This is a genomic window from uncultured Pseudomonas sp. (genome assembly GCF_913777995.1).
In the GTDB taxonomy this organism is placed as follows: Bacteria; Pseudomonadota; Gammaproteobacteria; order Pseudomonadales; family Pseudomonadaceae; genus Aquipseudomonas.
This window is the reverse complement of record NZ_CAJYVE010000033.1, coordinates 22,137-35,418: the sequence shown is the minus strand read 5'-3', so window position 1 is coordinate 35,418 and position 13,282 is coordinate 22,137. Positions and strand designations below refer to the sequence as shown.

Sequence of the window (13,282 nt, the reverse complement as noted above, 5' to 3'; positions counted from 1 at the left end):
GAAGCGGCTTGACTGCCTGTAGGAACGACTTCAGTCGCGAAGACTACAGGTCAGTCGGCGCGCTCTGGCTTTTGTTGGAGCGAGCTTGCTCGCGAAGAGGCCGTCATGTTCACTGCATCTGCTGTGAACATGACGCAGCCTTCGCGAGCACGCTCTAAAGTCCTGGCTGACCAGTATCGCGGTCAAAGCCGCCCCTAGCAGGCCTGCGCCTCAATCCTGGGCGGTCTGCTCGGCCAAAGCCACGGCGCGGAACATGGCGCGGCGCTTGTTGATGGTTTCTTCCCATTCCAGCGCCGGCACCGAGTCGGCAACGATGCCGCCACCGGCCTGCACATGCAGTTCACCGTTCTTGATCACCGCCGTGCGGATGGCAATCGCGGTGTCCATGTTGCCGTTCCACGCCATGTAGCCCACCGCACCGCCGTACACGCCGCGCTTGACCGGCTCCAGCTCGTCGATGATTTCCATGGCACGGATCTTCGGCGCACCCGACAGCGTGCCGGCCGGCAGAATGGCGCGCAGGGCATCCATGGCGGTCAGGCCGCTCTTCAACTGGCCGGTGACGTTGGAAACGATGTGCATCACATTGGAATAGCGCTCGATGACCATCTTCTCGGTCAAGCGCACGCTGCCGATCTCCGAAACCCGCCCGGTGTCGTTGCGACCCAGGTCGATGAGCATCAGGTGCTCGGCAATTTCCTTGTCGTCTGACAGCAGGTCTTCTTCCAGGGCGCGGTCGGCTTCCTCGGTGGCGCCACGCGGGCGGGTACCGGCGATAGGCCGTACGGTGACCAGGTTGTCTTCGACGCGCACCAGCACTTCCGGCGAGCTGCCCACCACATGGAAGTCACCGAAGTTGAAGAAGTACATGTACGGCGTGGGGTTGAAGCAGCGCAGCGCACGGTACAGATCGATGGGCGCGGCCTTGAAGTCGATGGACATGCGCTGCGACGGCACCACCTGCATCACGTCGCCGGCGAGGATGTACTGCTTGATGCTGTCTACGGCGCGCTCGTAATCGCCCTGGGTGTAGCTGGAACGAAACGCCGGCTCGGCGGCTGGCGGACGCGACAGGTCCAGGCCACGGCGCGGGGTAATCGGCTGGCGCAGTTTTTCCAGCAGGCCATCGAGCTGCGCCAGACCGTTTTCATAGGCCTGGGGCTGAGCGGGGTCGGCCAGAACGATGGCGTGCATCTTGCCGGCCAAGTTGTCGAACACCACCACGGCGTCGGACACCATCAGCAGGATGTCCGGTACGCCCAACGGGTCCGGGTTAGGACAATGCGCCAGGCGCTTCTCGACGTAGCGCACGCAGTCGTAGCCGAAGTAGCCCACCAGTCCGCCGTTGAAACGCGGCAGGCCCGGCAAGGTCGGGACGTTGTAGCGAGCCTTGAAGGTCTCGACGAAGGCCAGCGGGTCTTCGACTTCCAGGCTCTCGGTCTCCACCCCATCGACAGTGACGCTGACCTTGTGGCCATGTACCCGCAGCACCGTGCGGCACGGCAGGCCGATGATCGAGTAACGGCCCCATTTCTCGCCGCCCTGCACCGACTCCAGCAGATAGGAGTTCGGCTGGTCGGCCAGCTTCAGGTAGATGGACAGGGGGGTGTCGAAGTCGGCCAGGGTGTCGAAGGCCAGGGGAATGCGGTTATAGCCTTCAGCGGCCAGACGCAGGAATTCTTCGCGGTTCATGAGTCACCTCGTGGTTCGGGACAAAGGGTCAAGCAGGCAAACGTGCCGCGCGAGCGGCCGCGAACGAATCAGGCGCGCCAGCGCCAACGCGCCAGAGCCTTGATGACCTTCATCCAGAGTTTGCGGGTGACCACCACGATGGAACCTCGTTGCGAGGGCTGTTCGATGTCGGGCAACAGTATCTCAGCGCCCTGGTCCAGGCAACCGGGAATCAGCTTGCGCAGGTCGTCGATGACCAGCGAGGGCTGCTCTTCGGCAATCGGTCGGCCATGGTTGTAGCCATAGGTCAGGCCAACGCTGGCCACGCCGGCCGCCTTGGCGGCCTGCACGTCGCTGCGCGAGTCGCCGACGAACAGGGCCTGGCCGGCCGATACACCGGCCAGCGACATGACCTGGAACAAGGCCGCCGGGTCGGGTTTCTTCTGTGGCAGGGTGTCACCACCAATGATCCAGCGGAAGAACCGCCCCAGCTTCATTTCATCCAGCAAGGGGGCGACGAAACGCTCCGGCTTGTTGGTGATCAGCGCCATCTCGACGCCTTTCTTCTGCAGCCACTTGAGGGTTTCCCGTACACCGGGGTAGACCACGGTGTGCTCGTGCGCCTCGGCATAGGCCTGCATGAACAGCTCCAGCCCCTGCTCGGCCAGAGCGTCATCGACGCTGTCGTGCTCGATACTGCCAGCCAAGGCACGGCGCACCAGCACCGGCGCACCATTGCCGACCCAGGCGCGCACCGCCTCCAGGCCAGCTGGCGGCCGCCCCAGGGCGACCAGCATCTTGTCCACCGCCACGGCGAGGTCTGGCACCGAGTCCACCAGGGTGCCGTCCAGGTCGAACATGATCAGCTTCGGCAGCTGACCTGGAAAAAGCTGCTCGAAGCCACTCATGAGCGGGCGGACGCCAGTTCGCTGCGCATCTGCTCGATGACCGCCTGGTAGTCCGGGGCGTTGAAGATCGCCGAACCGGCAACGAAGGTGTCGGCACCGGCGGCGGCGATTTCACCGATGTTCTTCACGTTCACGCCGCCGTCGATTTCAAGGCGGATGTCACGCCCCGAGGCGTCGATCAGCGCACGCGCCTGGCGCAGTTTGTCGAGGGTGCCGGGGATGAACTTCTGCCCGCCGAAGCCGGGGTTGACGCTCATCAGCAGGATCATGTCGACCTTGTCCATCACGTATTCCAGCACGCTCAGCGGCGTGGCCGGGTTGAATACCAGGCCGGCCTTGCAACCGCCGTCGCGAATCAGCTGCAGCGAGCGGTCGATGTGCTGGGAGGCTTCAGGGTGGAAGGTGATGTAGGTGGCGCCGGCCTCGATGAAGTCACCGATGATGCGGTCCACGGGGCTGACCATCAGGTGCACGTCGATGGGCGCAGTCACGCCATATTTGCGCAGCGCGCTGCAGACCATCGGGCCGATGGTCAGGTTCGGCACGTAATGGTTGTCCATCACGTCGAAGTGAACGAAGTCGGCCCCAGCGGCGAGTACGTTCTCGACCTCCTGCCCCAGGCGGGCAAAGTCGGCGGAAAGAATCGATGGAGCAATGACGAAGGGCTGCATGGCGCACCTGTTGGCAGAATCACGGTGGCGCGCATTGTAACTCAGGAGCAGCGGCAAGCCATAAGCGGCAAGCTACAAGCGGTTCGCGGCCACACCATGTATGGCTTGTGGCTTTTGGCTTGAGGCTTGCCGCTTGTGGCTGCCTTACTCCGCCTGGGTACGCAGCTTCTCGCTGCGCCCGCGCAGCCATTCCAGCACCAGTAACAGCGCCACGGAGAAGGCGATCAGCAGGGTCGCGGCGGCGGCGATGGTCGGGCTGAGGTTCTCGCGGATACCGCTGAACATCTGCCGTGGCAGGGTCGCCTGCTCCGGGCCGGCGAGGAACAGGGTCACCACCACTTCGTCGAACGAGGTGGCAAAGGCAAACAGCGCGCCGGAAATCACCCCAGGTGCGATCAGTGGCAAGGTCACCCGGCGGAAAGTGGTCAGCGGCGAGGCGCCCAGGCTGGCGGCAGCGCGCACCAGGTTATGGTTGAAGCCCTGCAGGGTCGCCGACACGGTGATGATCACGAACGGCACACCCAGCACCGCGTGCACCAGAATCAGCGAGGTGTAGCTGTTGCCCAGGCCCAGCGGCGCGAAGAACAGGTAGCTGGCGACGCCAACGATCACCACCGGCACCACCATAGGCGAGATCACCAGGGCCATCACCAGCGACTTGCCAGGGAAGTCGCCACGGGTCAGGCCGATCGACGCCAGGGTGCCGAACACCATGGCCAGCAGGGTCGCCGCCGGGGCGACGATCATGCTGTTCTTCAGGGCTCGCATCCATTCGGCCGAGTCGAAGAAGTTCTCGTACCACTGCAGCGAGAAGCCCTGCAGCGGGTAGACCAGAAAGCTGCCGGAGTTGAACGACAGCGGCACGATCACCAGCACCGGCAAGACCAGGAACAGCAGCACCAGCGCGCAGAGGGTGCGCAGGGCGTAGTACCAGATGCGCTCGATGGGCGAAGTGTAGGGGCTCAGCATGGTGATTCTCCTCAGCTCAAGCGCAGGCGGCTGGCGCCGACCAACCAGCTATAGATCAGGTACAGCAGGATGGTGGCCAGCAGCAGCAGGCCGCCCAAGGCCGTAGCCATGCCCCAGTTGATGCTGGTGTTGGTGTAGAAGGCCACGAAGTAGCTGACCATCTGGTCGTTCGGGCTGCCCAGCAGCGCCGGGGTGATGTAGTAGCCGATGGACAGGATGAACACCAGCAGGCAACCGGCACCGATACCGGCGTAGGTCTGCGGGAAGTACACCCGCCAGAAGCTGGCGAACGGGTGGCAGCCCAGCGAGATGGCCGCACGCATGTAGCTTGGCGAGATGTTCTTCATCACGCTGTAGATCGGCAGAATCATGAACGGCAGCATGATGTGCACCATGGCGATGTACACACCCACTCGGTTGAACACCAGCTCCAGCGGCTTATCGATGATGCCCATGGCCATCAGCGCACTGTTGATCAGTCCGCTGGACTGCAGCAGCACGATCCACGCCGCGACGCGCACCAGGATCGAGGTCCAGAACGGCAGCAGCACCAGAATCATCAGCAGGTTGCTCTGCCGGGCCGGCAGGCTGGCCAGCAGGTAGGCCAGCGGGTAGGCCAGCACCAGGCAGAACGCGGTGATCACCAGCCCCATCCAGAAGGTACGGGCGAAGATGTCCAGGTAAATGGCCTGGTCCGGTGCCGCCGGGGCGATTTCGCCGACGTCATCAATGCGATGGTCCAGCGCGGCCAGCAGGTAGTAAGGGGTGACGCTGCTGGTGTTGCGGCGAATGGCCTGCCAGTAGGCCGGGTCGCCCCAACGCTCGTCCAGCGCTTCCAGGGCATCCTTGTAGGACGCCGGTTCGCTGGCGAATGGCAAGGCCCGTGCGGTCTTGCTCAGCAGGCTGCGGTAACCGGCCAGCTCCTGGTTCAGGCGCTTGGCCAGGTCACCCACGGTGGAATTCTTGCGCGCTTCGGCCAGGTCCAGGCTCAGTGCCTTGTAGGCCGATTCGGGCGGCAGGCCCTTGCCGTCCCACTTGTCGACTTCGACGATGGTGGTGGGCAGGGCTTCGACGACTTCCGGGTTGCCGACACTCTTGTACAGCAGCGCAGCGATGGGCACCAGGAAGACCAGAAGCAGGAAGATAACCAGCGGCGCGATCAATGCCTGAGCCTTGAAGCGGTTGACCCGCTCGGCACGAGCCAGACGTTGCTTGAGGGTGGGGCTGGCGCCTTCAGACAGGGGCACGGCGGTGGCCATAACGAACTCCGAAAAATCCTTGAACGAGAGGAGTGCCCCCCTTGTGGGGAGCACTCCAGGGTCTGACCGGGGTCAGGGGTGTTACTTGGCGGCCCAGGCGGTGAAGCGCTGCTCCAGGGATTCGCCGTTGTCGGTCCAGAACGCCACGTTCATCTGCACCTGGTCCTTGATGTTTTCCGGAGTGGTCGGCATGTCGCCCAGGATGTTCTTGTCCAGCAGGGGCACTGCCTGGGTGTTGGCCGGGCCGTAGGCGATGTTTTCCGAGTAGGTCTTCTGCTGTTGCGGCTGCAGGCTGAAGGCGATGAATTTCTTCGCCGCTTCGGCGTTCTTCGAACCCTTCGGAATGGCCCAGGCGTCGAAGTCATACACGCCACCGTTCCAGACCACCTTCAGGTTGCTCTCTTTCTGCACCGCGGCGATCCGGCCGTTGTATGCCGAACTCATGACCACGTCGCCGGAGGCCAGGTACTGCGGCGGCTGGGCGCCCGCTTCCCACCACTGGATGTAAGGCTTGAGTTCGTCGAGTTTCTTGAACGCGCGATCCTGGCCGTCTTTGCTGGCCAGTACCTTGTAAACGTCAGCCGGCTTGACGCCGTCGGCCATCAGGGCGAATTCCAGGGTGTACTTGGCGCCCTTGCGCAGGCCACGCTTGCCCGGGTACTTCTTCACGTCCCAGAAGTCGGCCCAGCTGGTCGGTGCGGAGGACACCTTGTCGGCGTTGTAGGCCAGCACGGTGGACCACACGAAGAAGCCGGCACCGCAGGTGGTGATGGCGCCGGACACGTAGTCCTCAGCCTTGCCGAACATCTTCGGGTCCAGCTCTTCGAACATGTCTTCGTCACAGCCGCGCGCCAGCTCCGGGGACTCGACCTCGACCAGGTCCCACGACACGCTCTTGGTGTCGACCATGGTTTTTACCTTGGCCATCTCACCGTTGTATTCGCCGGCGATGATCTTGCCATTACCCGCTTTTTCCCACGGCGCGTAGAAGGCCTTTTCCTGGGCCGCCTTGTTGGCGCCACCGAAGGAAATGACCGTCAGGTCGGTTGCCATGGCGTGCGCTGCACACATCATTCCCAGCGTGATAGCGGTGAACTTCAATGGTTTGAGCATTTATTCTTCTCTCCACGGGCAGTGTTGGTTATGCAAAGGGGGACGATGCTTCGTCTCTATAAGGTTTAGTGCACTTGCTCCAGCGGATCGAGCGCGCGGGCGTGCTCGGTCTGCCAGCCGATCGGTACGACATCGCCTACGCGCATGGCGGGGTCGAGTTCGGCAATCGGTTGTTTCACGAAGAAATCGTTCTTGTCGGCCACTTCCATGCGGACACGCACGTGGTCACCCAGGTAGATGAACTCGGCGACACGTCCCGAGAAGCGGTTCGCGCAGCTTTCGCTGCGGCCGTTGAGGCTGATGCGCTCGGGGCGAATCGACAGGGTCACCGGGTCGCCTGGCTGGCCGACGTTCACCGCCAGCGCCTGGACCTTCTCGCCACGGCTGAGCTCGACCACGCAGCGCTCGCCGTCCTGGCTGACCAGGCGGCCATTGAGGCGGTTGTTCTCGCCGATGAAGTTGGCCACGAAGGTGTTCTTCGGTGCCTCGTAGAGCGTGCGCGGGTCGTCGATCTGCTGGATCTCGCCCTGATGGAACACCGCCACGCGGTCCGACATGGTCAGAGCCTCGCCCTGGTCGTGGGTCACATAGACCACGGTCACACCCAGGCGCTGATGCAGGTGCTTGATCTCCATCTGCATGTGTTCGCGCAGCTGTTTGTCCAACGCCCCCAGCGGCTCGTCCATCAGCACCAGCTGTGGCTCGAACACCAGGGCGCGGGCCAGGGCCACACGCTGCTGCTGGCCGCCGGACATCTGGGTCGGGTAACGGTGGGCGAAGGCGTCGAGCTGGACCATGCCCAGTGCGCGCTTGACCTTCTCACCGATGTCGGTCTTGCTCAGGCCGCGCACCGACAGCGGAAAGGCCAGGTTCTCGGCCACGGTCATGTGCGGGAACAGCGCGTAGTTCTGGAACACCATGCCGATGTCGCGCTTGTGCGGCGGCACGTTGTTGATGGCCCGGCCAGCGAGAAGAATCTGCCCGGCGGTCGGCGTTTCGAAGCCGGCCAGCATCATCAGGCTGGTGGTCTTGCCCGAGCCCGAGGGGCCGAGCAGGGTCAGGAATTCGCCCTTGCGGATGTCCAGGTTCAGGTCTTTGACGATCAGTGATTCGCCGTCGTAGCTCTTCTGCACACCACGAAAGCTGACCAGAACGTCTTTGGCCCCAGCGCTTGAATCGACGTCGCTCATTACCCACACCTTTGTTATGACTATGACTGCATGCGTTCAAGACTAGTGCAGGCCATAGGCCAGGCAAATCGGGGGCCGGGAGAGAATGAGCTAGGCGGGCTGGAAGGTGTCTTGTAGGGAACGCCCTACACGCATGGCGCGCATGGATATGCCCCTGACTGCAGGAACCGCGTGCACCACGAAGAGCCCTGCCCCCTCTTGGTCCTGGCGCTTTCCACAGGCGTGTCGCTTATGGATATGCACCGCTCAGAGCAGCTTGTGTTCCATGGCGTACTTGACCAGTTCGGCCACGGAATTGACGTTGAGCTTCTGCATCAGCCGCGCCTTGTGGGTGCTGATGGTCTTGCTGCTCAGCGCCAGTTGCTGGGCGATGTCGTTGACGTTGGCGCCCTGGGCAAGACGCTCGAACACCGAGAACTCGCGTTCGGACAACAGTGAGTGCAGCGGACGGCTGTCGGTCAGCCCCACCTCGAACACCATGCGGTCGGCCAGCGCCGGGTCGATGTAGCGGCCCCCGCCCGCCACCCGGCGAATGGCGGTGAGCAGCAGCGCCGGGTCGCTGTCCTTGGTGGCGTAACCGGCGGCCCCGACCTTCAGGGCACGGGCGGCCATCTGCGCCTCGTCGTGCATCGAGAGCATCAGGATCGCGGGCGGGTTGGCCAGGGCGCGAATGCGCGGGATCGCCTCCAGGCCGTTGACGCCAGGCATGGAGATGTCCAGCAACACCACTTCGCAGGCCACATGACGCAAGGTATCGAGCAACTGCTCGCCATTGCTCGCCTCGCCAGCCACCAGCATGTCCTTGGCCAGGCCGATGAGCTGCTTGATGCCTTCGCGCACGATGGTGTGGTCTTCGGCCACGAGTACACGGATCACGGGGCTCACTCCTGCCTGGGGTTCAAGGGAATATGGATATGCAAGGTTGTGCCCTCGCCCGGCTCGCTGTCCAGCTCCAGTCGCCCGCCGAGCATCAGCACGCGTTCGCGCATGCCGACCAGGCCGAAGGATGCCGGGCGCTCGGCATCCGGGTCAAAGCCTTTGCCATCATCGGCGATGCTCAGACACAGCAGGTCATCGACCAGGGTCAGGCTGATCTGCACCGAATGCGCCGCCGCATGGCGCATGACGTTGGTCAGCGCCTCCTGAAGGATACGGAACAGCCCGACGGCACGCGCATCGCTCAGGGCCGGCAGATTGTCCGGCACGTCCACCAGGCAGGGGATCTGCGTACGCTCTTCGAAGCGCCGCGCCTGCCATTCGATGGCCGAGGCGATACCGGCATCCAGGATCGGCGGGCGCAGCGCCGTGGCCACGTCACGTACCAGCTGGAACAGCTGGGCGATCAGGCGCTTCATGCTGGTCAGCCGCTCGCCCAGGCCAGGGTCCAGATCCGCATAGGCCAGCTCGCACATGGAGGTTTCCAGCTTCAGCACGGTCAGCATCTGCCCCAGTTCATCGTGCACCTCACGGGCGATACGCGCCTTTTCTTCTTCACGCACGCTTTCCAGGTGCGCCGACAGCTCGCGCAGCTGTTCATGGGCACGCCGCCGCTCGCTCACGTCGTTGAGGAACACCACCAGGTATTCGGCCTCGCGAAAGCGCAGGAAGCTCAACGACACATCGGTCGGCAGCACGCTGCCATCGGCGCGCACGCAGTTGGTCTCGAACACCAGCGGGCTGTCTTCGCTGGAGCGGGCGGCGCGCCACAGGTTCAGCCAGCGGTCCATGTGCAGCCCGGGGTCGAAGTCGATCAGCGGCCGATCCACCACCTGCCCGGCGAGGTAGCCGAGCATTGTCTCGGCCGCCCGGTTGGCATAGCGCACCCGGCTGTCCCAGTTGACCCAGAGAATGCCCACCGTGCTCTGGTCGATGGAGAACTGCGCCAGGCGCAGGGCTTCTTCGTTGGCTAGGCGTCGGGCGATGTCGTCGCGGGCGTCGAGCAGCTCCTGCTCCAGCTTGTGTTGCGCACGACGCTGCCAGATCACCAGGGCCGCGCAGCCCAGGCACAGCACCAGCAACAACAGGCAGAGGTTCTTCCACAACCCGGTGGATTCGGTGAAGCGCGACGACGTCAGGGGCATCCAGCGGCTGTGCAGCTGGTCCAGCTCCTTGGCCGGAATGGCCAGCAGCGCTTCGCTGAGGATCGCTGCCAGTTCCGGCGAGTCGCGCCGCGAGGCGATGCGCAGCAGCTGTGGCAGGCCGATGTCGCCGACGATGGCCAGGCCGGCGAACTCCGGCTCGCGGAACAGTCGGCTCAGTTGCGCCTCGTCCACCACGGCATATCGGGCCTGCTGGCTGAGCAGCAATTGCAAGGCCTGGCGCTCCAGCGGCACGCCTTGCAGGTTCAGGTTCGGGAAGTTGCTGCGCAAGTATTCGGCCGTGGCACTGGGCATGCGCACCACTACGCGCGAGCGCGGGTCGAGGGTTTCCAGGTCGACAGTGCCGCTGCCATCGCGCTCGCCCACCAGCAGTTGCGAAACCCGCAAATAGGGGTCGGAGAACAGCCAGTGGCGCAGGCTGGCGGGGGTCTGCATCAGCCCCGGCGCCAGGTCCAGCTCACCCGCGCCAAGAGCGTGCTCCATCGCCGCCTGGTCCGGGTAGGTGCGCCACGACAGCTCTACGCGCAGGGCGGCGGCGACCGCATTCATCAGGTCGACGTTGGCGCCGGAAAGCTGCTGCAGGCGCTGGTCGAATTGCGCATAGGGCGCGCGCAGCACCAGGCCCACGCGTAGCGGCCCGTGCTGGTTCAGCCAGTCGCGCTGGGCCTGGGTCAGCGGTGCGAGCGCGGTCGGCTCGGGCTCATCGGCCCGCGCCAGGCTGCTGGCCAGCATCAAGAGCAGCGTCAGACTGCCGATAAAAAATCCACGCACAACCGCTATCATCAACGCTTCATTCCCGTCTGTTCCCCTGTCGGGCAGGCTTACCCTTGTTCACGCTGACGGCCGTGTCCGGCAGCCGGTATCGATTTTGGCCCTGGAATATCCAATGTCCTACACCATTCGCGCAATGTTTCCCGCGCTGTTGTTGTCACTGAGCCTGACGCACACCCTGCCCGCGATGGCTGCCGATCCCGCCCCTGCCAGCGATGCCGCCGCCCAGACGCCTGCCGAGCGCCCGGCGCTGCTGCCTCGCGAAGAGGAGGAAGCCCAGGCACTGGCGCGTCGGCTGCCGGCCGAAGAGCTGCAACGCCTGCAAGCCGGCAGTACAGAGTTCCTCGCGCTGTGGCGCCCGGCCAATACCGAGGACCCGCAAGGCGCGGTAATCATCGTGCCGGGTGCCGACCAGTCGCCAGACTGGCCCGACGTGGTCGGCCCGCTGCGCCGCAAGTTTCCCGATGTTGGCTGGGCGACCCTGAGCCTGGCCATGCCCGACATCCAGGATCCGGCCCTGCAACCCCGCGAAACAGACGCCACCCCCACCAGCGCGGAAGGCAAGCCCGCCGAGAGCAAGAGCGACGCTCCGGCCGATGACCAAAGCCGCCAACAGGCCGAGGCCGATCAGGCTGCCGCCGCCCAGGTGCTGGCCCAGGCGCAGGCCGAACAGATCTTCAGCCGCCTCGACAGCGCCATCGCCTTCGCCCGGCAAAACAAGGCACGCAGCATCGTGCTGGCCGGCCACGGCAGCGGCGCCTACTGGGCTGCGCGCTACGTCAGCGAACGAGCCGGCGTACAAGTGCAGAAACTGGTGATGATCGCCGCCAGTGAGCCGGCCGCCGCTTCGCCGTCGCTGACCAGCGTCATTCCAGCGCTGAAGATCCAGACCGCCGACTTCGTCTACAAGAACCCGCTGTCCCGCGCCGCCGAAGAACGCCTGCAGGTCAGCCGGCGCAACAAGGGCGCAGGCTACACACAGGTCGGGCTGGTCAACATGGCAGGCACCAGCGACGCCGAACAGGAACAGCTGTTTCGCCGCGTGCGTGGCTGGGTGCAGCCGGAAGCTGGCGACAATTAACGAAAGCCGCGCCGCGCCTTGATCAGCACGTAGGCGGCATGCAGCTCACCGGTCTTTTCCGTCGCCTCACGAACCTGCCAGGCGTTGGCGCCGGAACCTTCCAGTTTGTCCGGGTGATGACGGCTGAGCAGGCGCCGATAGGCCTGCTTGATGGCCTGCGGCTCGCTGTCATCGGCCACCCCGAGCAGCGCCAGGGCCTGCTGGTAGGCATCCCCTGGGCTGACCCGTTTGCGCTTCATGGGGTCATGCTCGTCAGCCAGGGCCTGCAGGCGCAACGCCGACCAGCCCAGCCATTGCCCCCAGGCATTGATCATTTCCTGCTCGACACGCCCGACCTTGCCGTCCGCCCAGGCCATGCGCCAGCAGGCGCGCAGCAGGGCTTCGGCGCTTTGTGGCTCGCCACGCAGGCGGCGCAGGTAACTGCGCAGCCCCTCGTCACCGTCGCGCCCACGATTGAAGGCCTGGATGGCCTGGCGCTGGGCACTGTCGTCCAGGCGCAGGCTGCTCATCTCTGCCCGCGCCTGATGGATATGGCTGGGCTCCACACGCCCACCACTCTTGGCCAGGCGCCCCAGCAGCACGAACAGCAGATCCTCGTCACGAATCGCCGGGCGTCCACCCAGCTTCTCGCGGATGTGCGCCCAGCTGTAGAGCTTCAGGCGACGGTCCAGCACCTGGCCCAGCATGCCGCCGAGCAAGGCGCCGGGAATGCTCGCGATGGCGTAGCCGGCACCGGCACCGATCAGGGTTCCCGGCCAGAGCATCAGCGCCGCTCCGCCAGCAGCTGCTCGACTTCGGCCAGACGCTCGTGGGTGCCGACATCCACCCATTGCCCACGGAAGTGCTCACCGCTCACCTGCCCGGCCTGCATGGCCTGGCGCAGCAAGGGTGCCAGTTTGAAGGCGCCCGGCTGGCAACCGGCGAACAACGCCGGGTCGAGCACCGAGATGCCGCTGAAAGTCAGCCGCGAGCCGACCGGTCCATCGTCACGCAACTGGCCGTCGAGCAGACAGAAGTCGCCCTCGGGGTGGTGCGCCGGGTTGTCGATCATCACCAGGTGCGCCAGGCCGCTCTGCTGCCCGCGCAGGCGGGCGAAGTCGTAGTCGGTCCAGACATCGCCGTTGATCACCACGAACGGCTCACTGCCCAGCAAGGGCAAGGCGCGATGGATGCCGCCGCCGGTTTCCAGCGGTTCGCCTTCCGGGGAATAACGGATGCTCAGGCCCAGACGCTGGCCATCGCCCAGGTAGTCTTCGATCTGCTGGCCGAGCCAGGCATGGTTGATCACCACATCGGTGAAGCCAGCGACACGCAGTGCCCGTAGGTGGTACTCGATCAGCGGTACGCCGGCGACACGCACCAGCGGCTTGGGGGTGGTCAGCGTCAGGGGACGCATTCGCTCGCCTTTGCCGGCGGCGAGAATCATCGCTTTCATGCAGCTCTCTTCAGGTTCGGGCCAGGGTCCAATACGGGTCAGTCAGGCCTGGTAGGAGCGGCTTCAGCCGCGACGCGAAGTCATGTTCACAGCCGACGCGGTGAACGCTCTCGCC

Annotated in this window: 12 protein-coding genes; 1 reads left to right on the top strand and 11 read right to left on the bottom strand. The window is 64.7% G+C overall.

The window, feature by feature from the left end; translation table 11 throughout:
* Positions 1-210: 210 nt before the first annotated feature.
* From trpE to QZ497_RS14280, 9 genes are all read right to left on the bottom strand, one after another.
* A complete protein-coding gene (trpE, locus tag QZ497_RS14320) occupies positions 211-1,692 on the bottom strand; it encodes an anthranilate synthase component I (RefSeq protein ID WP_295476212.1) in 1,482 nt (493 codons plus the stop codon).
* Positions 1,693-1,760: 68 nt separating this feature from the next.
* Positions 1,761-2,579, bottom strand: a complete 819-nt coding sequence (locus tag QZ497_RS14315) for a phosphoglycolate phosphatase (protein ID WP_295476210.1) — start codon at positions 2,577-2,579, stop codon at positions 1,761-1,763.
* The gene (gene rpe / locus QZ497_RS14310; protein WP_295476208.1) at positions 2,576-3,250 is read right to left on the bottom strand and encodes a ribulose-phosphate 3-epimerase; all 675 of its coding nucleotides are present in this window, start codon (positions 3,248-3,250) and stop codon (positions 2,576-2,578) included. Before rpe ends, QZ497_RS14315 begins: the two co-directional genes overlap by 4 nt.
* Positions 3,251-3,394: 144 nt before the next feature.
* A complete protein-coding gene (locus tag QZ497_RS14305; RefSeq protein ID WP_295476206.1) occupies positions 3,395-4,219 on the bottom strand; it encodes an ABC transporter permease in 825 nt (274 codons plus the stop codon).
* Between the two features lie 11 nt (positions 4,220-4,230).
* Positions 4,231-5,478 carry an ABC transporter permease gene (locus tag QZ497_RS14300; protein WP_295476204.1) on the bottom strand — a complete coding sequence of 416 codons (1,248 nt, stop codon included), beginning with the start codon at positions 5,476-5,478 and terminating at the stop codon, positions 4,231-4,233.
* An 81-nt stretch (positions 5,479-5,559) separates the two neighbouring features.
* The gene (locus QZ497_RS14295; protein ID WP_295476202.1) at positions 5,560-6,591 is read right to left on the bottom strand and encodes an ABC transporter substrate-binding protein; all 1,032 of its coding nucleotides are present in this window, start codon (positions 6,589-6,591) and stop codon (positions 5,560-5,562) included.
* A 65-nt stretch (positions 6,592-6,656) separates the two neighbouring features.
* Positions 6,657-7,781 (bottom strand): ABC transporter ATP-binding protein, encoded by a 1,125-nt coding sequence (locus tag QZ497_RS14290; RefSeq protein ID WP_295476200.1) that lies wholly within the window; start codon positions 7,779-7,781, stop codon positions 6,657-6,659.
* Between the two features lie 246 nt (positions 7,782-8,027).
* On the bottom strand, positions 8,028-8,657 hold the full coding sequence (locus QZ497_RS14285; RefSeq protein WP_295476198.1) for a response regulator transcription factor: 630 nt from the start codon (positions 8,655-8,657) through the stop codon (positions 8,028-8,030).
* A gap of 5 nt (positions 8,658-8,662) precedes the next feature.
* Entirely contained in the window at positions 8,663-10,663 is a 2,001-nt protein-coding gene (locus QZ497_RS14280) for a sensor histidine kinase (RefSeq protein ID WP_295476196.1), read from the bottom strand.
* Between the two features lie 103 nt (positions 10,664-10,766).
* Here QZ497_RS14280 and QZ497_RS14275 point away from each other — a divergent pair, with 103 nt between their 5' ends.
* A complete protein-coding gene (locus tag QZ497_RS14275) occupies positions 10,767-11,732 on the top strand; it encodes an alpha/beta hydrolase family protein (protein ID WP_295476194.1) in 966 nt (321 codons plus the stop codon).
* Here the strand turns inward: QZ497_RS14275 and QZ497_RS14270 are convergent.
* Together QZ497_RS14270 and murU are read right to left on the bottom strand one after the other, a co-directional pair.
* Complete coding sequence (locus QZ497_RS14270; protein WP_295476192.1) at positions 11,729-12,496, bottom strand: TerB family tellurite resistance protein; 768 nt, start codon at positions 12,494-12,496, stop codon at positions 11,729-11,731. The genes QZ497_RS14275 and QZ497_RS14270 overlap by 4 nt on opposite strands.
* Positions 12,496-13,167 (bottom strand): N-acetylmuramate alpha-1-phosphate uridylyltransferase MurU, encoded by a 672-nt coding sequence (gene murU, locus QZ497_RS14265; protein ID WP_295476191.1) that lies wholly within the window; start codon positions 13,165-13,167, stop codon positions 12,496-12,498. The genes QZ497_RS14270 and murU overlap by 1 nt, the downstream gene beginning before the upstream one ends.
* Between the last annotated feature and the right edge of the window lie 115 nt (positions 13,168-13,282).